The 20,186-nt window shown below is 55.2% G+C and carries 17 protein-coding genes and 1 tRNA gene; 6 read left to right on the top strand and 12 right to left on the bottom strand.

Annotation, left to right across the window (positions count from 1 at the left end; genetic code table 11):
- Positions 1–70 precede the first annotated feature (70 nt).
- Positions 71–1,024 carry a DUF3137 domain-containing protein gene (locus HMPREF2854_RS05775; RefSeq protein WP_070620259.1) on the top strand — a complete coding sequence of 318 codons (954 nt, stop codon included), beginning with the start codon at positions 71–73 and terminating at the stop codon, positions 1,022–1,024.
- 11 nt (positions 1,025–1,035) lie between these two features.
- Positions 1,036–1,599: a LemA family protein gene (locus HMPREF2854_RS05780; protein WP_070620260.1), complete on the top strand. Its 564-nt coding sequence runs from the start codon at positions 1,036–1,038 to the stop codon at positions 1,597–1,599.
- Positions 1,600–1,762: 163 nt separating this feature from the next.
- On the opposite strand, the gene HMPREF2854_RS05785 is transcribed toward HMPREF2854_RS05780, so the two are convergent.
- Entirely contained in the window at positions 1,763–2,122 is a 360-nt protein-coding gene (locus HMPREF2854_RS05785; RefSeq protein ID WP_070620262.1) for an RNA polymerase-binding protein RbpA, read from the bottom strand.
- Between the two features lie 365 nt (positions 2,123–2,487).
- Between HMPREF2854_RS05785 and HMPREF2854_RS05790 the strand changes: the two genes are divergently transcribed.
- Together HMPREF2854_RS05790 and HMPREF2854_RS05795 are read left to right on the top strand one after the other, a co-directional pair.
- Positions 2,488–5,127, top strand: coding sequence for an MMPL family transporter (locus tag HMPREF2854_RS05790; protein ID WP_070620266.1), 2,640 nt, complete (start codon positions 2,488–2,490; stop codon positions 5,125–5,127).
- On the top strand, positions 5,127–7,643 hold the full coding sequence (locus HMPREF2854_RS05795; RefSeq protein WP_070620268.1) for a YhgE/Pip domain-containing protein: 2,517 nt from the start codon (positions 5,127–5,129) through the stop codon (positions 7,641–7,643). Before HMPREF2854_RS05790 ends, HMPREF2854_RS05795 begins: the two co-directional genes overlap by 1 nt.
- 67 nt (positions 7,644–7,710) lie before the next feature.
- On the opposite strand, the gene HMPREF2854_RS05800 is transcribed toward HMPREF2854_RS05795, so the two are convergent.
- The 7 genes from HMPREF2854_RS05800 to pepN form a co-directional block, all read right to left on the bottom strand.
- Positions 7,711–8,229: a MerR family transcriptional regulator gene (locus HMPREF2854_RS05800; protein ID WP_034507728.1), complete on the bottom strand. Its 519-nt coding sequence runs from the start codon at positions 8,227–8,229 to the stop codon at positions 7,711–7,713.
- Between the two features lie 177 nt (positions 8,230–8,406).
- Complete coding sequence (locus HMPREF2854_RS08865; protein WP_070620271.1) at positions 8,407–9,153, bottom strand: transcriptional regulator FtsR; 747 nt, start codon at positions 9,151–9,153, stop codon at positions 8,407–8,409.
- Positions 9,150–9,590 carry an FHA domain-containing protein gene (locus HMPREF2854_RS05810; protein WP_070620273.1) on the bottom strand — a complete coding sequence of 147 codons (441 nt, stop codon included), beginning with the start codon at positions 9,588–9,590 and terminating at the stop codon, positions 9,150–9,152. Before HMPREF2854_RS05810 ends, HMPREF2854_RS08865 begins: the two co-directional genes overlap by 4 nt.
- 84 nt (positions 9,591–9,674) lie before the next feature.
- Positions 9,675–10,289, bottom strand: coding sequence for a DUF881 domain-containing protein (locus tag HMPREF2854_RS05815; RefSeq protein WP_232219365.1), 615 nt, complete (start codon positions 10,287–10,289; stop codon positions 9,675–9,677).
- Between the two features lie 113 nt (positions 10,290–10,402).
- Positions 10,403–10,735 (bottom strand): small basic family protein, encoded by a 333-nt coding sequence (locus HMPREF2854_RS05820; RefSeq protein WP_034507735.1) that lies wholly within the window; start codon positions 10,733–10,735, stop codon positions 10,403–10,405.
- The gene (locus HMPREF2854_RS05825) at positions 10,732–11,559 is read right to left on the bottom strand and encodes a DUF881 domain-containing protein (RefSeq protein WP_070620276.1); all 828 of its coding nucleotides are present in this window, start codon (positions 11,557–11,559) and stop codon (positions 10,732–10,734) included. The genes HMPREF2854_RS05820 and HMPREF2854_RS05825 overlap by 4 nt, the downstream gene beginning before the upstream one ends.
- On the bottom strand, positions 11,544–14,111 hold the full coding sequence (gene pepN / locus HMPREF2854_RS05830) for an aminopeptidase N (protein ID WP_070620279.1): 2,568 nt from the start codon (positions 14,109–14,111) through the stop codon (positions 11,544–11,546). The genes HMPREF2854_RS05825 and pepN overlap by 16 nt, the downstream gene beginning before the upstream one ends.
- A 161-nt stretch (positions 14,112–14,272) precedes the next feature.
- Here pepN and HMPREF2854_RS05835 point away from each other — a divergent pair.
- Positions 14,273–14,346: transfer RNA gene (locus HMPREF2854_RS05835), tRNA-Pro, on the top strand.
- An 88-nt stretch (positions 14,347–14,434) separates the two neighbouring features.
- Positions 14,435–15,496 carry an EamA family transporter RarD gene (rarD, locus tag HMPREF2854_RS05840; RefSeq protein WP_070620282.1) on the top strand — a complete coding sequence of 354 codons (1,062 nt, stop codon included), beginning with the start codon at positions 14,435–14,437 and terminating at the stop codon, positions 15,494–15,496.
- A gap of 8 nt (positions 15,497–15,504) precedes the next feature.
- On the opposite strand, the gene der is transcribed toward rarD, so the two are convergent.
- The 4 genes from der to scpB are packed head-to-tail and all read right to left on the bottom strand — an operon-like array spanning position 15,505 to position 20,174.
- Positions 15,505–17,679: a bifunctional cytidylate kinase/GTPase Der gene (der, locus tag HMPREF2854_RS05845; protein WP_083309423.1), complete on the bottom strand. Its 2,175-nt coding sequence runs from the start codon at positions 17,677–17,679 to the stop codon at positions 15,505–15,507.
- 31 nt (positions 17,680–17,710) lie between these two features.
- Positions 17,711–18,841, bottom strand: a complete 1,131-nt coding sequence (locus tag HMPREF2854_RS05850) for a prephenate dehydrogenase (protein WP_070620285.1) — start codon at positions 18,839–18,841, stop codon at positions 17,711–17,713.
- An 8-nt stretch (positions 18,842–18,849) separates the two neighbouring features.
- Positions 18,850–19,596, bottom strand: coding sequence for a pseudouridine synthase (locus HMPREF2854_RS05855; protein WP_070620288.1), 747 nt, complete (start codon positions 19,594–19,596; stop codon positions 18,850–18,852).
- Positions 19,596–20,174 (bottom strand): SMC-Scp complex subunit ScpB, encoded by a 579-nt coding sequence (scpB, locus tag HMPREF2854_RS05860; protein WP_070620291.1) that lies wholly within the window; start codon positions 20,172–20,174, stop codon positions 19,596–19,598. The genes HMPREF2854_RS05855 and scpB overlap by 1 nt, the downstream gene beginning before the upstream one ends.
- Positions 20,175–20,186: the final 12 nt, after the last annotated feature.

The following is a 20,186-nucleotide window of genomic DNA, read 5'->3' on the forward strand; positions in this document are numbered from 1 at the left end:
CTATGTTTACTTAGCTCAACGGAGCAATTATGATGATCCAGTACGGCTGAAACCACGGGGGAATCGCAACATGGCTGAGCAGCATCCATTCTTCGCGGACTCCACGGTGCTTGCACGGATCGAACAAATCGAAAGTTCACCAGAGAAACAAGCCGTGTTGAATGAGATCAAGGCGGGCATGGTTTCCAGCGTGTCAGAGCAGTACAAGATGCTGTGGATTGGGATTCCTACGCTAGTTATTCTGGTGTTCTGGCTCCGAAATGAAACCGTCATAATGGTGGCACTCGCAGCCCTCATCTATTTTTGGAACAAGCAGCGCACAGCAATCAGAAATAAAACTACGGCGTCTTATGTGGAACACTTCTTACTTCCAGTGCTCCACGAGGTTATTCCAAACGCGGAGGTTGATTACAACAGCGGCATTGAGAAGCGTATTTTGAAAGTAGTTACTCCAAGAGCGGAGAGCTACTCGCCAAACTGCCACATTATGTTCAATGATGAAAGGCGCACGGAGTTTTGCAATTTGTGGGCCTATCATACGTACGAGGACTCCGACGGTAATACGCGTACCGTGGAGGACTTTAATGGGCAGGTGCTGACCGCTGAGTATCCCACGGGACTGCGCGGCCACATCCGCATCGTGCCCACAACTCGTGGGCTGTTTGGCAGAGAAAAACAAAAAGGCTATGCCAAAGCCCAGGATGGTGAACTGAAGATTGAGACGGAAGACATTCGGTTCAATGAGACGTTCAATGTCTATTGCACTGATGAGGTCTCCAGCCGCACGCTCTTGAATCCATACCTGCTTAGAACTCTTGTGGAGTATAGGGAAGGCTGCCCAATTACTGTGACAATGGATGAGAAACGGGTTGCGGTCTCGTTTTACACGGACGCCCATATTCTGAAGCGTCCCTCTAGCCGAAAAGAGATTGAAAGTCTTTCTCTTAGTGGCGAGTATAAAAAGGTGCAGAATCAGCTCGGCCAGTTTTACACGTTGTTAGATAAGGTTAATTCCCAGTTGTGAATGGAGAATCAATGAATTCTTACTTGTATATTTGGCTTACCGTTGCGATCATTTTATTGTTGATCGTCTTTTGGTTTATTGCAAAAAGCAACCAGATGTCGCGCTACCTGGTCATTATTGAAGAGTCGAAGAAGAACGTCGATATTGCTCTTGCCAAGCGGTATGACACTATTTTGGAAATGCTGAAGGTAGCGAAGTCTTACGCGCAGCATGAAGAGAAGCTTTTTGTGAACATCGTAAAACTGCGCCGTGGGGCGTCGGTTGCAGAGATGAATGACGCAATGGTCTCTCAGGACAATGCACTGCGAAATATTTTCGCAGTGGGGGAGAACTACCCGCAGATGCTCTCTTCGCAGCAGTTCCTGAATCTCCAAAGTGAGATTGCAAAGGAAAACGACCAGCTCGCTGCTTCTAAACGGATCGTGAACTCCAATATCAGCTTGTTGAACCAGATGGTGGTTACCTTCCCAATCTCGATCGTGGCAGCAATTCGAGGAATCAAGCAGATGGACTTCCTGCGCGAGGACGACGTGGCCTCGAAGAAAGACATCAGCGGCTTCGACTATTCCGTGTAAACGAACCCGAGGTGCAAGCAGAACCCCGCGATCATATATGACCGCGGGGGAGGAGTGGGCAAGATCAAATCTGCGTTTTTTGGGGGCCAAGAGGGGCTCTGTGAGGTGCTCCGCTGCTTGACCACAATGCTCACTGCAAGCTTTGCTTAATCTTTACCTTTGCTTAGCGCCTGTAGGCAACGCCGTTGCGTAACTCGCCGCGGCGAAGCACCTCAAGTTGCTCCTGCAACAAAACTTCGAGTTCTTCTTCGCTACGACGCTCAAGAAGCATGTCCCAGTGCGTACGCTGTGGTTTTGCTGGTTTTTCTTCTTCAGGTTCCGCATCGCCAAGGTATTCGGCGGGCGAACCGCAACGGCATTCCCAGTTTGCTGGCGGCTCAGAATCGATCGACATCGTCACCGCAAAAACGTGCCCATTTTCGCACTGGTAGCGACGCTGCTGGCGATCAGCAAAAACGATGCCATCTTCGGTCTCTAGCGACTTAGCGCCAATCTGCATTCCGCGTAGTGCGCGATCTGCCATCTGTTTTCCTTTCTTCGAACTTGCTCGTAGTCTAAACGCATAAACGCTATCGCTTTGGTAAATATTTCAGCTGAATGCGCGAATCGAGCGGCGTTAGGGCAAAAGACCCTCGACCACAAAGGGCTCAATCTAATATGCTGATCCGATAATGTACATTATGTCATTATTAGATATGGTTTTACGCAATCTCAATACGGTGCCTCTACCCCTCTCAATCCTGAGGAGTGCGAGCGCATGGCGCTTGTCATGAGCCGTGCCCACTACGAAACCACTCAGCGTTGGCGCCTAGAGTGTTCTGGGTCTTCAAGCGCGGCGAATAAATAATAGAATCGAAGAAACAACGTATCGCGTGTTTAGGAACCATAGTGTCATCGATTCTGTTTCGGCTAGCCACCTCCACGGTTAAGCATGCAAAAACGGTGCTGCTTGCCTGGATATTGATCCTGGCCGCGGTTATAGCTGCGATGTTCGGTCTGGGCGGCAAGCTGACTAATGATTTCACCATCCCGGGCACCGAGGGGCAAGATGGCCTGAACGTAATGGCTGAGCGTTTCCCTGAACTGTCTGGAACCGCAGGGCAAGTTATTTTCGGAGCTCCAGAGGGCGGCAACATCTGGGATTATCAGGATGAGATTACTACCGTCCTCGATCAGGCAAAGAGCATTAAGTATGCGACCGCTGTAGCTGACCCATTCGATGACTCAATAATGGCTCCCCTGGTGTCAGATGATAATCGTTATGCAATGTCGCAGGTACAGTTCTCATTTGGCCTCGACTCGATTGATGATAACTCCGTATCTGAGTTGGTGAGCATCGCGAAACAGGCAGAGCAAGCCGGGTTGAGTGTGCACGTTGGCGGCCAGATTATGTCGCTCACCGAGATCCCCCTCTCCCCTCTTGAAGCAGTGGGCGTAGCCCTGGCCCTTATGGTTTTATCGGTGGCATTCCGCTCGTTTAAGACGGGCATGGTGCCGATCATTACAGCCCTTTTCGGCGTTGGTATTTCAATGGCAATCACGATGATAGTGGCGGCCTTCGTGCCAATCTCTACCACTACCCCAACGCTTGCTATCATGCTTGGTTTGGCTGTGGGAATCGATTACTCCCTATTTATTGTTTCGCGACATTTGGATCAGCTGGCTGAGGGCTACACCGTCGAAGAGTCGATTCCGCGTGCCATCGCCACCTCGGGTGCCGCCGTGCTTTTTGCGGGGATGACAGTGGTTATTGCGCTGACGGCGCTGTTTGTAGCGGGCATTCCCTTCCTCACAATTATGGGTCTAGCAGCGGCCTTGGCTGTTGCTATTGCGGCGGTAATGGCAGTAACTGGCCTGCCTGCGCTCCTTGCCGTACTTGGAGATCGCCTACGGCCTAAGCGGCGAAAGCTGAAGAATGGCGAGGACGAGGCCGATTCCGGGCGTAAACGACACCTGTCTGCATGGTGGGTGAAAACCGTAACCTCGCACCCCTGGCTCACCATTTTGAGCGTTACTGCCTTGGTTGTAGTCATGACTATTCCCGCGCTAAATCTGCGCCTTGCTCTGCCAGATAATGGCGTTGAAGATGAATCCACGATGGCTAGGCAAACCTTTGACCTCGTAGCCGAAGAGTTCGGACCGGGAGCTAACGGGCCGCTAGTTGTGATCGGTGACATCGTTACTTCGAGGGATCCGCTGGGCCTAATGGCGAGCATGAAGTCTGAAATCGAGCAGATGCCCGGCGTTGATCAGGTACAGCTTTCTACACCTAACCGCAGCGCTGATTTGGGCGTTGTCGTGGTGATCCCCAAGACCGGAGCAGATAGCGTAGAAACCGAACAGCTAGTGCATGCCCTTAGGGATGCAGCGCCGGATTGGGAAGGTAAATACGACATCTCTAACGTGATGGTCACCGGTTCGGCGGCCGTAGCGATCGATGTATCAGAGAAGCTGTACTCTGCGCTACTGCCATTTGGAGCGGTTGTTGTAGGGCTCTCCCTCGTTATTTTGCTGATTGTGTTCCGCTCGATTTGGGTACCGATCAAAGCCACGCTTGGATACGTGTTCTCTGTGGCCGCAGCATTTGGCATGACCACGTGGGTGTTCATCGACGGTGTTGGCAACGACTTGTTACGAATAGGGCAGGTAGGCCCCGTTATTTCCTTCATGCCAATCATGCTCATGGGCGTTCTATTTGGATTGGCAATGGACTACGAGCTGTTCTTGGTCTCACGCATGGCTGAAGACTATGCGCACAGTGGCAACGCGCGAGAGTCGATTCGCACCGGATTCGTGGGCTCGGCTCCGGTGGTTGTGGCCGCGGCCCTCATCATGATGTCTGTGTTCTCCGGCTTTATCCCCGACGGCTCGTTCTACGTGCAACCAATCGCGTTCGGCCTGTTGGTTGGCGTTGGTGTGGATGCATTCCTGGTGCGAATGACACTGGTGCCCGCCGTCCTGCAGCTTCTGGGCGACAAGGCGTGGTACTTACCGAAGTGGATGGATCGGATGCTCCCCCTCCTAGACGTTGAGGGAACCGGCATGGACCTGCACTTCAAACACGTGGATTGGCAACGCCAATACGGCGAGGTTGTCGCCAGAGCTGAGAATGTGAGCATTGGAGACCGGCGCGGTGACCTTGTAAGCGGCGTAGAACTGGCCGTGCGCCCGGGCGACATTATCCGCTTCACCGGCGATCCGGTGGCGTGTACGGCGATGCTTGCCGCATTTGGCGCCAGGCTCCTCCCCCACACCGGATCGATCTACGTGTTCGATATTTCGAGTCGCGACGAGGCCAGCCGAGTTATCGCACGCAGCGTTTTCCTTGATGACCCGGCAACACAGATCCCGCACGTTTCTAAACCCATGTTGTTACTCGTCAATCGCCCTCTTCGCGAGGTGGAGAAGGCCTGGGTCCAAGAAAACCTCGAGGCGGGCGGCGCCCTGCTGCTCGGGCCGGATAACACGGATGAATTCGCAAATGAAGACTCATATGAAGTACGCGTTAAGTTGGCGGTGAATGAGTAATGAAACTTACCGGACGAGATATACGGGCGCTCGTGGCCGTAGTGCTACTGCCCATCCTGGCAACGGCGCTTACGCTATGGTCGCTTCCAGACCGCCCGAACAACTTCAACAAGATTCCCGCCGCGATCGTCAACTTGGACGAGGGCGCCAAAATGGTGGTTGATGGCGAAGAGATTCTGGTGCCCATCGGGCGCGAGCTGGCCGGGGGCCTCATGTATCCCGAAGAGCCGGTCGATCTGAACCTGGATTGGCAACTTGTCACGGAAGAAACTGCGAGAAGCGGGCTTGAATCTGGACAGTACCAAGCGGTCATCACCATCCCAAAAAACTTTTCTAAGAATGTGACGTCCATTGGGACTACCGCGGCTACTCCCGCACTTATTACCGTGACGTCTAATGACGCATCATCTGAGCTCATGGGACGCATCTCTGCCCAGATTGCGGCAGTCGCTGCCACCACAATGGGGCACACCCTAACCGAGACGATGCTGGATGAGATCTTCCTTGGTTTTGGCGACATGAAGGATCAACTGGGGCAGGCTGCAGACGGTGCGAAGCAGGTAGATGATGGTGTAAACAAGCTTGGCGAGGGAGCCGGCCAGCTCTCCTCGGGCGCGCGTGAACTTGCTGATGGAACCGCACAGCTGGCGGCTGGATTGAACCAACTGTACGGCGGCGCGAATGAGCTTGCCGGTGGCGTAAGCGAACTGCGCGCAGGCGTGGGACAGCTTGCCGATGGCGCTGATCAACTGGCTTCGGGCACGAAACAGCTACGTGATGGTTTCGTAGGGACGAGCGCTACCCCCGGGCTGAAATCCGGTATCGACCAGTTGGAGCGAAGCGTCAACGAGCCAGGCGGACTTGCCGAAGGAACCCGGCAGCTCGCCGACGGATCCAAAGAGCTAAGCGAAGGCATAGATCAGCTGGTAGATGGTCTAAACCAGGTGCTCGAACCCCTCGCGCGGATCGAGAACGCGATTCCGGATGGAACCTTGGATAACCTGCCTTCATCCGCAGAGATTACCGCTGAGGTGGAAAAGATCCGTGACGTCATCAAAGACTCACAGAACCTGCTCGATTACGTACGCGGCCTCATCTACGGTACGGACCAGAATATAGGCGCTCTCCCCCGCCTTAGGCAGCTGGCTGCCCAGTGCGATGCCACGCAGACCCCGGAGTATTGCGCAACGCTTAACCAGACTGTGAGTGACCTCGAGCAGGCCCTTGCAAATCTTCCTCAGAACGATCCCAACCTGGATCAGGCGCTTGCCCAGCTGAATGAGCTACTCACCCGGTCCGGAATTAATGAGCTCGTCGATCAGATCGTACAGATCAGTACTCGCATAGAAGAGTTAGTGAAACAACTCCAAGATGCCGGAGGTTTTGCCGGCATTAGCGCAGATTTGGAAAGGTTGCGCGAAGGTTCGAGCCAGCTTGCCGCAGGTATTGCACAGCTACGCGACGGGGTGAACGGTACGCCCGGTAGCCTCGGAATGTCGCAGGCACTTAGCCAGCTCTCCGATGGCGCGGCAAAACTTCAAAGTGGCCTCGATGGAACGCCAAGCCAGCTCGGCCTCGTGGATGGTGCCAGCCAGCTTGCAGCGGGCCTCAGGCTTTTGAATCCTGGCCTTATTCAGCTAGAAGACGGCACTTGGCAACTGGCGCGGGGCGCGGGGCAAAGCTCAAGCGGAGCGAGCCAGCTGGCAGGAGGCACCGATCAGCTTGCCGGGGGCACTAGCGAGCTTTACGCAGGTATCGGGCAGCTGATAGAGGGTACCTCGCGCTTCGCCACCGAGCTTGAGGGCGGCGTCGATCAGGTGCCAAGCTACACGGACGCAGAGCGTACCCGCATTGTGAATGTGGGGGCGATTCCGATCCGGTCTGAAAATGCTGCCCTTTACAAGACGAGTGAAGCCAACACGCTATTCCCATGGGCCGCAGCGATAGTGTTGTGGTTGGGAGCGTTTGCTACGTATTTAGCTATGCCCGGTTTGCGCCGTCGGGAACTAGCTTCTTCAGTCGCGCCCGTGCGGGTGGCCTGGAACTCGCTTCGCCCGGCGTTAGTGTTCGCATTGGTACAAGCCATTGGTGTTGCGATTATTGCTGGTTTGTTCGGTGTTTCTCCAAAGAGCTTCGCTTTAACCTCAATCATTATGGCCATTGGAGTAGTTTCTTTCACCGCAATCAATCAGGCACTCCTCGCTGTTTTTGGAGCGCGCGTGGGGCGCATAGTGGCGTTACTGTTCCTAGTGGTACAGGTGGTCTCGCTTGGAGGACTCATTCCGATCCAGACCGCGCCTAGTGCGTTCCAAATGATTTCTGGATTGCTGCCGCTATCCGCCCTCATGAACGGTCTAACCCACACCGTAGTTGGCGGTAACCTAACCAGTATCGTGGCAACGGCCATCCCCCTCCTGCTCTGGGGCCTGGTGTCATTCCTGTTTAGCGCGATTGCTGCTAGGAAGGCGCGCAGGCTAGACGTAGCCCAACTGCGCCGGCAGTATGCAGAAGCTTAGCCGGCGCAGAATAAAGCTTTGGGGTGGAACAGTTTGATCTGTTCCACCCCAATACTTCGAAGATATTTTAAGAAGCGTTACGGCGAGCGCGCCTTGCCTTGGCAAGCTCATCTTCAACCGGAAGAACCGGCTCGGCCTCCTCACTAGGAAGCTCAGCTAGCGAGCCCTCGATCTCGCGCCAAACGTGACCAACTGCGATACCAAACACGCCCTGACCGCCCTCGATTAGGTCAATCATCTCGTCACGTGAGCGGCACTCGTAAACCGAGGCTCCGTCGCTCATAAGAGTGATTGAAGCGAGGTCGTCCACTCCCCTGTCTTTCAAGTGCGTGACAGCAGTACGAATCTGCTGCAACGAGACGCCGGTGTCCAAAAGGCGCTTCACCACTTTCAGCACGAGGATGTCGCGGAACGAATAAAGCCTTTGTGAACCCGAGCCCTGTGCCGTGCGAATAGACGGTTCCACAAGGCCAGTGCGCGCCCAATAATCCAACTGGCGGTAAGTTATGCCAGCCGCCTGACAGGCAATACGGCCACGGTAGCCGGTTTCGGGCGTGAGGTGCGCGAGGACGTCGCCGAACAGCATGCCCTGCCGGGCCGTAGCGGCTCCATTATCTGGTACCAACTGAATATCTCCTCGCGACTATTGGGTTGATGGTCAAACTGAGATCAACGCTAGAACGGAATAAGCGCGGCGTCAATGAAACGCGCGGCGCGCCTTACCTTCAAGTTTAACTTGAGACTATTTTGTTATCGAATTCGTCTAACTATCTGAAAGTTTCTCGATTGCCATGCGCAAAAACTCACGATGCAGATCGGCTGTCAGTTCTGCAATCTCAGCACTCCTGGCTCGTGCCCGTTCAATATCTGAGGCGCGACCTCGTGCTCGAAGTGGCTGCACCGTAGTGTCGATGATATCCGCATGTCTCTCGGCAGCTTGGCGCACCGTGCGAAGGTTGCGCGGGCTAATCCCCTCGTTGCGGATCTGCAGCAGAAGTTCAACTACCTTTACAGATTTTGCGCGGAAGTACCCACTCAGGTCCGGAGAGAGCAAGCCAAGCGTGGTGAATTCCTCGATCTCTGCCTTTGAGGCGCCCGTAAGGTCACAAAGCTCACGAACCGAAACATGCTCGCGCGAGGGTACCTTAGTTACGCCCTTGTCGGACACAACCCTTGCGGTAGGCATCCGGTCGATCTCGTGACCCGCGTCGAGCGCGGCAAGTTGCTCGCGTATAACGCGAAGCGGGCGGTAAGAGTCACGTTGCTCCGTCAGAATGAAACGCAGCCGTTCTATGTCTGCGCTGGAGTATTTCCGGTACCCGGAATCGGTACGTTCAGGCTCAAGCAGGCCTTCCGATTCTAGATACCGGATTTTAGACACCGTGAGTGCAGGAAACTCGGGTTTAACCTGTTCGGTTACCTGACCAATAGAAAACCTTGCCTCATGAGAAACATCACGAGGCCAAGATATTGGTGTCTCATTTTCTAAACGGAGCCGTTTTGCGCTCATGAAGCTTTGTTCGATGGGTGGTACGTAAGGCGGTACTTGCCAACTTGTACTTCGTCGCCCGTGTGTAACTCGGCACTCTCAGTGCGTTCGCGGTTAACATAGGTGCCGTTCAAAGAGCCGGAATCGCGCACAACGAAGCCCCCGTCAACGGCGCGGAATTCACAGTGACGGCGCGAGACGGTGACGTCGTCAAGGAAAATATCAGCCTTTGGGCTTCGTCCTGCCGTAGTTACCTCTTTGTCGAGGAGGAAACGGGCACCGGAGTTTGGACCACGTTGAACGATGAGGAGAGCCGAACCGTACGGTAGCGCGTCTACCGCGGCTTGATCGGCGGCCGAAAGCGGACGGCGAGTAAACGGTTCTGTGGGTTCACTTGGCGTGTCCAATGCGCCAAAAATGGCGGTTTCATTGGGATCTGGCGTGTTGTTTAGGGACATCGCCTTCTCCTTCGTCGACGGGGATCGAATATCTATCCTTCAAGTTTAGTTCCGTTGGAAGAAGTTATCCACCACACGGTGGCGCTACTCGACGGGCTTAGCGTAGCGGTATGTCTTGGGGGCAACCGTGGAATCTATCTCGATGTCATCTACACGCGTGATTTCGACGGTTGCATCTGACGCGCGAAGTTGCGAGGTGGCGCCGCGGGCGATGTCTAGGGCCGGCTGTATAGTGTCCGCATCGCCAATCACCCTCCACGTGTATGGAGCCTTCAGCTCAGTCCCAGAAAGGCTCAAGACGCCGTCATCGTCCGACGTAATGAAGGATGTGGCCACAATCCGATTCCCGTTCAATTCGATAGCTTCCGCCCCCGAGTTGCGCAGTTCGCCCAGCATAGTGACGAACTTTTGGGCAGGAATCGGACTGCTCCCCTGGTTCACAACGATCTCGAGCCCGGGCCCGTGCACGGGTGTAGTTCCGCCAAGGATGCGAGCAAGTTCACGCTCCTTCTCGGCGGCTTCCACGGCTGCTTGTCCTTGGGAATGGGCCGATTGTAACTTGTAGATTTGGTCAGTCAACTCAGCCTTTTCGTCGCGTAGCTGGCTTTCGGCAGCGGTTAGTTGGTCAAGCAGTAACACCAACTCGTCTTCATTCAGGCCGTCAAGTGGATCCGATCGTTGGATCTTAATTTGTGCCACAAACGCAAATCCCAAACTGAACAGAAGCAAGCCGATAAGGAGGTGAATGGGACGAAACCTCACTGTTAGGAGGTCGCGTAGGCGGCGCTTTGATAAGTCTCTTTCTCTCACGGTTAAGCCCCAAAAATGTGGCGACGTATCGCAGCTGCGTTAGAGAAAATACGGATACCTAGAACAACCACGATTGCCGTTGTCATTGCGGCTCCCACACCCAGTTGCGCGCCTACCAGCACCAGCAGGGCGGCGATGAGCACGTTCCAAAAGAACGAGGTGATGAACACGCGATCAGAGAACTTGCCCTCAAACCAGGCGCGCGCACCGCCGAGGAGCGCGTCCATCGCTGCCACGACGGCGATGGGAAGGTACGGTTGGAGCGCGTACGGAATGGTCGGGTCAAGAAGAATACCAAGGATAATTCCGAGGACTAGGCCAAGTATTGCGATCATTGCTGCTCCTGTTGAACGATCTCGGTAAGGCTCGCGCCCCGAACGCTAGCTGGGCGCAAGGCGATTTTTTCCTCCGCCTGAATTGATGTTTTAATGCCGTATTTTGAGTCCAGTGTAGACAGATAGGCCGCTACCCCACCGGATTTTAGCTGGAGTTCAAGTGCCTCACGGTCTCCGATGGCGCGAATGCTGTATGGCGCCACTACGGGTTGGAAATTAACCAAGATGGCGCCACCCGCGGTGCGCACAGCAGTGGTCGGTCCCACTCGAACCCCATTTATCTCCACGCCTTCTGCGCCACCTGCCCAAAGGGAGTTGATGATGTAGCGCAGGTCGGTATCCAAAACTCTCTCGACAGATTCGGACCCCTCCCGTTCGCTAACTGTGACGAGGATGCCACTTCCTTCGATCTCTTCCAGCTGTGCGTTCTGTGCCGCTGGTTGATCTGCAGTAACCGTGTCCTTTAAGTCAGCGGATAAGAGAGCTATTCGAGCCGCGTCCTCCGCGTTGGCAACTTCTAGTTGATTGACAATGTCTTGCTGGCGAGCAACCTGCTCACTGAGGTTGCTGCGCGTTTTCTCCTGTGTAGTTTTATTGCCGATTAGGTTCTTCGCCGCGATGGTCACGCAGAAGGCAAGCACCATTGCGAGCAAGAGGGCGATGATCGTCTCAAATGGGCGGCGCGGCGTTTTGCGAGACTCAGATGATCCGCCCACGCCATAGTTGAGCGGGTCAAAAAGGAGGTCGCCTAGCTGGGACGACGGCTGCGTTAATGCCCGATTATCCTCGGCCGCGTGATCTACGGATTCTACTTCGTCAGCCATTTGGTTTGGATCCTGAAACTGCGTTCCAAATTATCGGCTGCCTCGCGCATGAGACGCACAAGAGCTGCCGGCGCGTTCTCGTTTGCGCTCACCCACCAAGAAGCCATGTACCGTAGTGCTGCCGCCTCCTCGGGACTGCCCGCATCGATCACGGAAGGGTATGCACCCGCAATGAAGCGCCTTCCCATCCCGATCGTGTGAGAGTCCCAATAATTCGCTGCAAGATCAAAAAAGTCGCCTGCGAAACCGGTTGCACCGTGACCTAGCGATCCTGCATTTAGACCGGCCAGCATAGCGCTCATCTTTTCGTTGGCGAGATCTTCTTCAAGAATTCGCGTCCAGGTCTTCTGGCGCTCGATGCGACCCGGAAGCGCTGAGATTGCTTGTAGCGCAAACACTTCAGCTTCACCGGAAGGATCAGTTTTGAGATACGCCTCCACATCTTCTCTAGTAATTGCTCCTAGCGCAGCGAGGGTAATTCGGGCCTGCCACGCAAGATTTGGACCAACTGTTAGGAGGGGTGAATTAGCGGCGGCAAGGTCATGCAAGAACTGCATCTGATCCTCACCCGGCGAACCGGCGATATTCAAAGCACGAGTTGCGGCAAGTGCCCATTCGCGCTTGCGATCTTCGGCGTCCGAGCGTCCAATAGCGTTGATCGCGTGGTTGGCAAAACTATTTGCCTCCAGTTTTCGCTCTGGCGTGGCCATGTAGTGCAGGAGAGCTTCGAGAGCGTTGCCGATTAGGTCACCGGCAACCGCGTCATCTTCTTCGAATGGCACCTGACTCGCCACCGCATTCACGTAGTCGCATGGATTTATCTTTGCTGCCCGCACGCCCGCCCACAGCGCTGACCAAAGCACTGCGCGTGAGGTTGGATTTGCAATCGTAGAGACGAAGCGAAGCGCGGTTGTTACCTCGTTCTCATCCAGTTCAACAAGCGCGTACGTTAGATCATCATCATTTGCGAGGACGAGGTCATAGTTCCCGGCAGTTTCGAGCGGGAGGGATGATCCAGTGAGCGTGACCTTCTCGATCCCCACGCGCACCAAATTATCGCCCGTCAGCTCATAGAAGCCGACATTTACCCGGTGAGGGCGCAGCGCCTCCTGCCCAGTGATCGCGTCCATGGAATCCTGCTCCAGTATGAAACCGTCCTCACCTCGGCGAATACGCAGAGTTGAAGGGCCGGTGGTCTCTAGCCATGCCTTTGCCCAACCCTGGAGATTATCGCGACCGGAGGCTTCCTCGAGCGCCTCTAAAAAGTCTTGCATCCGGGTTGCTCCGAACGCGTGTTTCTTAAAGTATTCACGGGCGCCGCTAAAGAAAGCTTCTTTCCCTACATAGGCAACCAGCTGTTTAAGCACAGCCGCACCTTTAGCGTAGGTAATTCCATCGAAGTTGTTCTTTGCCGCTTCAACGTCAGGAATGTCGGCTGCGATTGGGTGGGTAGTGGGTAGCTGATCCTGCTTGTATGCCCATTCTTTCCTGCCGGAAGCGAATGTGGCCCACTCGGTGTCGAAGTGGGTATTCTCTGTTAATCCCATTGACCCCTGGTTGTCCGCAAAGGACTCCTTCAGCCATAGATCATCCCACCACCTTGGGGTTACGAGGTCTCCAAACCACATGTGGCACATCTCGTGGAAAATGACGTTGGCACGAGATTGGCGTGCGGCCCTCGTGGGCGTGTCGCGAGAAATCATCTTCTCGTTGAAGGTCACACACCCCGGGTTCTCCATAGCCCCAAGATTATATTCGGGTACAAAAACCTGGTCGTACTTGCCCCACGGATAAGTGAAGCCGTAATGCTCGTGATAGAAATCAAGACCCTGGCGCGTCACTGTCAAGATGTCGTCGGCATCCAAGTACTGCGCAAGAGACGCGCGGCAGTAAACACCCAAACTAATGTTGGCGTGGCCACCGTCGGCGGCTCCCCCACTCCAGGTGCCTCCATCAACGCGAGCGTATGGGCCGGCAACCACCGCAGTGATGTAGGACGACAGCGGTGGCGTGCGTTTGAACGTTACCTCCGCCAGCTCGCCAACCGTATTACGGGACTGTTCGGGCTGGTTAGATAGAATTATCCAATCCGAGGGAGCCTTAACACTGAACTGCCAGCGGAGCTTCAGATCGGGTTGGTCAAAGCAGGCCCATGCGCGGCGCGCATCCGTGGGCTCAAACTGCGTGTAGAGGTAGGTAGCGCCATCCTCTGGATCGATGTAGCGATGCAGGCCTTCCCCGGTTGTCGAGTAGTAGCAACGCGACTCAATTTCTAAACTCACCGGGCGATCCGTTGGAAGGTCTTTCACCAAGACCCGCGTATCCGTTACCTCGTAGTTTGCAGGCGCACTATTAACGCGCACTTCCTCAACATTATTCGCAACAAGATCGACAAAAACGGATGAGGATTTCGTCTCAAATCGAATCGTTGATTTTGAGAAAAACGCCTCTTCACCAGATTTTGCATTTGAAAGGTCGATGTACACATCAATCTCGTCCGGTATTACGTTGGCGCTGCGTTCCAGCGCTTCTTCACGGGTCAAAGTCTCCACTGTTTCAGTGTATCGAAGGCGGCCACCAAACCGTTACCGGCATGAATCGATATCCCAGTAAAACATGCGTGGGACTGACAATGTGGGGAGTAGCCCACATCCGCCTGGCCGATTAGGCATGTGAGTAATCATTCGGTTAGAATCGTTGTTGCTGAAAAGCACGGGCTGTGGCGCAGCTTGGTAGCGCACTTGACTGGGGGTCAAGGGGTCGTGGGTTCAAATCCCGCCAGCCCGACGATGTAAATCCCGCGACAATGCAGTAATGTCTCGGGATTTTTTTAATACCTATCCCCTCCCACAGCGTCCTTTTAGATTGGTGTGTAATGGCTGGTCGCGGCGTAGTAGTTTCGCTTCTCTCCTCGGTCATGTTTGCAGCTATCGCATTTGTGGCCGGACAACTACCAGCTTTGTCAGGCACGCAGGTATGGGCCTGGCGCATTGTGCTAACGGTTCCAGGAATCCTCTTCCTCCTTGCGGTAAGCGGACGCTGGTTCTGGTTTTCGGGCGAGTTTAAGCGCACAATAGCTGCTCCAAAGAAACTACTGGCATACGGGTTTAACGTGCCAATGTTGGCCTCTCAAATGTTCCTTTTCGGATGGGCACCCCAAACTGGTAACACGTTGGCTCTATCAATGGGCTACTTCTTGATGCCCCTGGTAATGGTTCTGTTTGGCAGAGTGATTTTTAAGGAACGCCTCTCTACCATCACGTTTATTGCAACCCTCGTCGCGTGCGCCGCGGTGGTGTTCGAAGTGATCCGAGGTGGCGGGTTAGGCTGGGTCACGGTTTATGTTGCAGTGGGATACCCAATCTACTTTGTCCTTCGCCGTATTTTTGAAACCGATGGCGTGGGCGCCCTCACCTGGGAAATGGCGCTGGCGATGCCCCTCGCGATTTATGCAGCATCACGACAAAACGGCGTGAGCATTGCGTTTTCGCACCTTCCTGCCGCAATTTTGCTTTTGACGCTGGGCGGGTTATCCGTGTTTGCCCTTATCTTTTACGTGATGGCCGCGAAGCTTTTACCCTACGCGGTATTCGGTTTATTGTCTTACGTTGAACCGATCTTGGTTACCGTCGTTGCAACCCTGCTGGGCGAGCGCATTGAAGGCCTCGAATGGGTTACTTACATTGGCATTTGGCTCGCTGTGGTCATTCTTGGCCTGGATGGCGTGCGTGCCATTATGCGCAGGAAATCCTGGGCTGTGCCCGCAGCACGCCCATGGCGACGCCGGCGGCCTCGAAAATCCAAGAATGAGGCACATTCTTGGCGCAGATTCCGTAAAACCTCATCGAACACGCTGGTGGATCCGGGCGCGCCTGATGCGGCCGCTATTCCCATTCCGAATGAGTGGAACGAGAATGGCGCGGCCCAAACAGACTAGCTGGAAACTTATCGACGCTTCTTTTCACGCACCCGCACACTGATTTTGATTGGGGTACCCTCGAAGCCAAAGGTTTCACGCAAACGGCGTTCAATGAATCGGCGGTAGCCGGGGTCAAGGAATCCGGTTGTGAAGATCACGAACCTTGGCGGACGGGCGGACACCTGCGTTGCGAATAGGATGCGAGGCTGCTTTCCACCACGCACCGGGTGGGGTGTGGCCGCAACGAGTTCTCCCAGGAACGAGTTCAGCTTCGCGGTAGAAATGCGCATGTCCCAAGAGCGTAGCGACGTATCCAGTGCCCGTACGATTCGGTTCGTGTGCCATCCGGTGAGCGCGGACAGATTTATGCGCGGAGCCCACGCAACGTGTGCAAGGTCGCGTTCTTGCTCATTTTGAAGGTCAAGCCGGCGATCCTCATCAACCAAATCCCACTTGTTGTTAACGATTACCAGGGCGCGACCCGAATCAAGCGCTGCTTGCACGATTCGCACGTCCTGCTCCGATAGCGGCTCGGTGGCATCGAGTAGAACCATGGCTACCTCGGCTTTTTCAATCGCGGCCTGGGTACGAATGGAGGCGTAGTAGTCAGCGCCTGACGTGCGGTGCATCTTGCGACGGATACCAGCAGTGTCAACAAACCACCATTGGCGTCCGGCCATCTCGATAAGTTCATCAACCGGGTCTCGGGTTGTGCCTGCGGTGTTATCAACAACCACGCGGTTTTCCCCGGCCAATTGGTTGAGCAGCGAGGACTTACCCACATTTGGGCGCCCAATTAGTGCCACGCGGCGCGGCCCTCCCTCGGGCAGCTTCTGTGCAACAGCGGATTCTTCGGGAAGGATCTTCAGAACTGCATCGAGCACGTCACCGGCTCCGCGGCCATGTAGCGCTGATACTGGGAAAGGCTCGCCGAGCCCAAGGTTCCAAAGCGCGTAGGCATCCGCCTCCTGTGCAGCTGAATCAACCTTGTTGGCAGCCAGTACCACGGGTTTGCCAGAACGACGAAGGATCTTCACGATCCGCTCGTCCGTATCCGTGATGCCAACAGTTGCGTCTACAACAAACAGCACCGCGTCCGACATCTCGATTGCGATTTCAGCCTGCTGCGCAACGGAACGATCCAGGCCGCGCACGTCAATCTCCCAGCCGCCGGTGTCCACCAGCGTAAAGTCGCGTCCGTTCCAGTTTGCGGGGTAAGAAACCCGGTCACGCGTGACACCAGGAGTGTCTTGAACAACCGCAGCACGGCGTTGCAAAATCCGGTTCACAAGTGTTGATTTACCAACATTTGGACGTCCCACAATGGCTAAAACTGGATTGCCGGAGGTCGAGGTTTCTAACTCTTCAAAGGGAAGCTCACCTTCCAGCACATTCTGGTCTTCGTCGTAAAGCTCATAGTTTGAGAGGGCAGCGCGCATAGCGCGAACACGGGCATTGTCAGCTTCAGCTTGCTCGGCTCGTTGCGCAAGATTCTGCCTCACGTAGTCAAGTACAAGCTGAAGAGTTTGCTGGGCATCAAGAGCGGACGAGTCAACCAGGATCTGGCCTTCAGTAGCCTCCTGAAAGTTGACCACCGTAGAATCTTTAGCGTCTCGCCCAACAACCTCGCTGCGCATGGATTCAATGGCGGACTCGTCTACGCCCTCACCTAGCAACTGCACGGCGCGGCGTTTCATGCGCGCCTCAGCCGAAGCAGTAAGTAGCAGGCGCACATCCGCATCCGGTGCCACCACGGTGGTGATATCCCGGCCTTCGGTAACCATGCCGTTGCCGGACTGGCGGGCCGCATTGATAATTTCGCGCTGTTGGCGCACAAGCGATTCACGCACGTCCAGATTTGTGGCAGCTTTTGAGACTTCTTTGGAAATACGGGACTCGCGGATCTGCTCCGTCACGTCCGTATCCCCCACGGTTACGCGGAAATCATCGGGCGAGGTGGTGATGGACAAGAGGAACGAGTCTGCCGCACCAGCTACAGCGGCGTGATCGTCCAGGGGTAGACCGGCGTCCAGACAGTACCACGTGAGCGCACGGTACATCGCTCCGGTATCGAGGTAGCCGATGCCAAGCTCGCGTGCCAATGCACGAGCAACGGTTGATTTGCCCGATCCGGAGGGTCCATCGATAGCAACAGACAGCCCAAGCTCGCTAATCAGCGCCTTCATTTGCTCTACGCTCATGTTTGCTGTTTCCTCCACGTTTCCTCCCAGCTCACTGGTTAACGATGCGCCAGCCGCGCATTTCAAGTTCTTTTTCGGCTTCTTTGGCTACAGTCGGGTTTACAAAAATTTGGGCCAGACCAACGCGCTGGTGTGCGGAATGATCCATGGTGAGGTCTTCAATGTTGATTCCGGCCGCACCCAGTTCGGTGAAAAGTCGGCCGAGCTCACCCGGCTTGTCAGGAATAAGTACTTCCACGATCGCCCAGCGCCGCTGGACTCCCCCGTGCTTTCCGGGAATCCGCGAAACGCCCTCGTTACCCTGCGATATAGCGGTGTTTATGGCGGCAACGGATCCGGTAGCGCCAAAGCCTGCGGCAGCACCCGATTCAAGTCCGCTAACGAGGTTGTCTAGTTCCCGCTGGTACTCGCGCAATACATCCACCACGGGGCCGCAGTTACCTGACACGATCGATGTCCACAGGCGCGGGTCGGAAGCCGCGATGCGAGTGGTATCACGCAGGCCCTGGCCAACTAGGCTGAGCTCATCCTCGGTGGCATCGCGAAGCCGGGAGGCGAGTAGGGACGAGACTAGTTGCGGCACGTGCGAAACAATAGCCACTCCCCGATCATGCTCTTGCGCGTTCATTTCCAACACGGTGGCGCCAAGGTCCACCGCAAGGTTGCGTACAACTACGCGCGCCTGAGGAGAGCAGGTTGGGTGGTGAATCACTGCCCACGGGCGCCCCACAAACAGGTCCCGGTCCGCAGCTGCAACGCCAGATCTTTCCCGACCTGCCATGGGGTGCGACGGGACGTATCGCGACGCATCAACACCAGCGGCTTCGACTTCCTCCAAAATAATCGACTTCACTGAAGCCACGTCAGTCACTACCGCATCCGGGTGTGTGTTCAGTGCCTTCACAACACAATCTGCAGTCACATCGGGGGGCACTGCAACAATAACCAGTGCTGGTTGCGGGCTAGATGGCGTGTATTCCTCGCCTGCACCAATGTCGCGAGCCAAAGCTAGTGACACTGGGGAAATATCTTGGAGGAACACTGGTACACCCGCAGCTTTTAGAGCCAGCGCTGCGGATCCTCCCAGAAGGCCGGAGCCGATCACAAGCACCGGTCCCGTCGTTTGGATGGGCCGGCCGTCCGGGTTGGTTGAAATCTGCACGGTGATTCCTACAGGTTTACGGCTTTGTACAGCTCTTGAAGCACGGCGCCATCAACCTTGCGGGTGACGCCTGGGTGTAGTCGCCCGATCTTAACCGGCCCGAACTGGGTGCGAACCAGTTCAACCACGGGAAAGCCCACGCTTTCGAGCAGCCGGCGGACAATGCGGTTGCGCCCCTCGTGCAACGTCAGCTCCACTAGGGTGAGGTCGCCATACTGGTCTTTGACGCGAAAATCTTGAACCTGAACTGGCCCGTCCTCAAGTTCGATACCGCGGAGCATTTTCTTGCGCAGGCCGCGCGGCACCTCGCCTGGAACGGTGGCGACGTATGTTTTTGGAATTTCAAACGAGGGGTGCATGAGTCGGTGTGCAAGCTCCCCGTCATTAGTCAGTAGGATCAGACCAGCCGTGTCGGTATCAAGACGTCCCACATGGAATAGGCGCTGGTTGTAGTCCTGGGTGTAGTCCGCTAGGCACGCACGTCCTTCTGGATCGTCCATGGTTGAAACGACGCCAACAGGTTTGTTGAGGGCAATGGTTAGAGACTCGGTATCTAATAGCAGGCGTTCGCCGTCGACGTGGATCACTTGCCGGCTGGGGTCAACCCTGGTGCCGAGCTTCCGCACCACTTTGTCGTCCACGCGAACGCGACCCGAGGTGATGAGGATTTCCGCGTGACGGCGAGATGCCACGCCGGCTTGCGAGATAACTTTTTGCAGGCGGATTCCCGAATCTACGTGAGGATCGTTCTTCATTATTTCTCCAAAGATTGCGCTAGTTCAGAAAGTTCGTCTCGGTGCGGAAGGTGGGGTGCAAGAGGACTTAACTCATCGAGTGAGCGTAGCCCCATTCGTTCAAGGAACTCAGTTGTAGTTTGAAAGAGTGTCGCTCCACTTGCGGTTTCACCAGCACTTTCAATGAGGCCTCGGGCTTGCAGAGAGCGGACAACTGAATCCACGTTGACTCCCCGAATGGAACTGACTTTTTGCCGGGTGACAGGCTGGCGATAAGCAATAACGGCAAGAGTTTCTAGGGCGGCTTGGGAAAGCTTTTGCATGCGGCTACCACTGACAAACTGAGACACGAAGGGGTCATATGCAGAACGCGAATAGTAGCGCCATCCCCCACCGACTTCGCGGAGTTCAAATCCGCGTTCGTCACGGTCATACTCGGCGCGAAGTTGAGTAAGTGCTACCTCCACCTGGTCGTCCGCGATATTAAGTGCATTCGCAATGTCTACCGATGCTACAGGTTCGGGCACAACCATGAGGATTGCTTCGATTATTTTGGTTAGTTCTTTATCGCTAAAGATTTGGGGTATTGCCTCTTGCATGTCGACCTCCCG

It is taken from the genome of Actinomyces sp. HMSC075B09, assembly GCF_001812395.1.
GTDB classification, from domain to species: domain Bacteria; phylum Actinomycetota; class Actinomycetes; order Actinomycetales; family Actinomycetaceae; genus Gleimia; species Gleimia europaea.

Excerpts from the sequence above, each read along its gene's own strand:
- HMPREF2854_RS05775 (WP_070620259.1), top strand. The coding sequence starts at position 71 with ATGGCTGAGCAGCATCCATTCTTCGCGGACTCCACGGTGCTTGCACGG.
- HMPREF2854_RS05780 (WP_070620260.1), top strand. The coding sequence starts at position 1,036 with ATGAATTCTTACTTGTATATTTGGCTTACCGTTGCGATCATTTTATTG.
- HMPREF2854_RS05785 (WP_070620262.1), bottom strand. The coding sequence starts at position 2,122 with ATGGCAGATCGCGCACTACGCGGAATGCAGATTGGCGCTAAGTCGCTA.
- HMPREF2854_RS05795 (WP_070620268.1), top strand. The coding sequence starts at position 5,127 with ATGAAACTTACCGGACGAGATATACGGGCGCTCGTGGCCGTAGTGCTA.
- HMPREF2854_RS05800 (WP_034507728.1), bottom strand. The coding sequence starts at position 8,229 with ATGCTGTTCGGCGACGTCCTCGCGCACCTCACGCCCGAAACCGGCTAC.
- HMPREF2854_RS08865 (WP_070620271.1), bottom strand. The coding sequence starts at position 9,153 with ATGAGCGCAAAACGGCTCCGTTTAGAAAATGAGACACCAATATCTTGG.
- HMPREF2854_RS05810 (WP_070620273.1), bottom strand. The coding sequence starts at position 9,590 with ATGTCCCTAAACAACACGCCAGATCCCAATGAAACCGCCATTTTTGGC.
- HMPREF2854_RS05820 (WP_034507735.1), bottom strand. The coding sequence starts at position 10,735 with ATGATCGCAATACTTGGCCTAGTCCTCGGAATTATCCTTGGTATTCTT.
- HMPREF2854_RS05825 (WP_070620276.1), bottom strand. The coding sequence starts at position 11,559 with ATGGCTGACGAAGTAGAATCCGTAGATCACGCGGCCGAGGATAATCGG.
- rarD (WP_070620282.1), top strand. The coding sequence starts at position 14,435 with ATGGCTGGTCGCGGCGTAGTAGTTTCGCTTCTCTCCTCGGTCATGTTT.
- der (WP_083309423.1), bottom strand. The coding sequence starts at position 17,679 with ATGAGCGTAGAGCAAATGAAGGCGCTGATTAGCGAGCTTGGGCTGTCT.
- HMPREF2854_RS05855 (WP_070620288.1), bottom strand. The coding sequence starts at position 19,596 with ATGAAGAACGATCCTCACGTAGATTCGGGAATCCGCCTGCAAAAAGTT.
- scpB (WP_070620291.1), bottom strand. The coding sequence starts at position 20,174 with ATGCAAGAGGCAATACCCCAAATCTTTAGCGATAAAGAACTAACCAAA.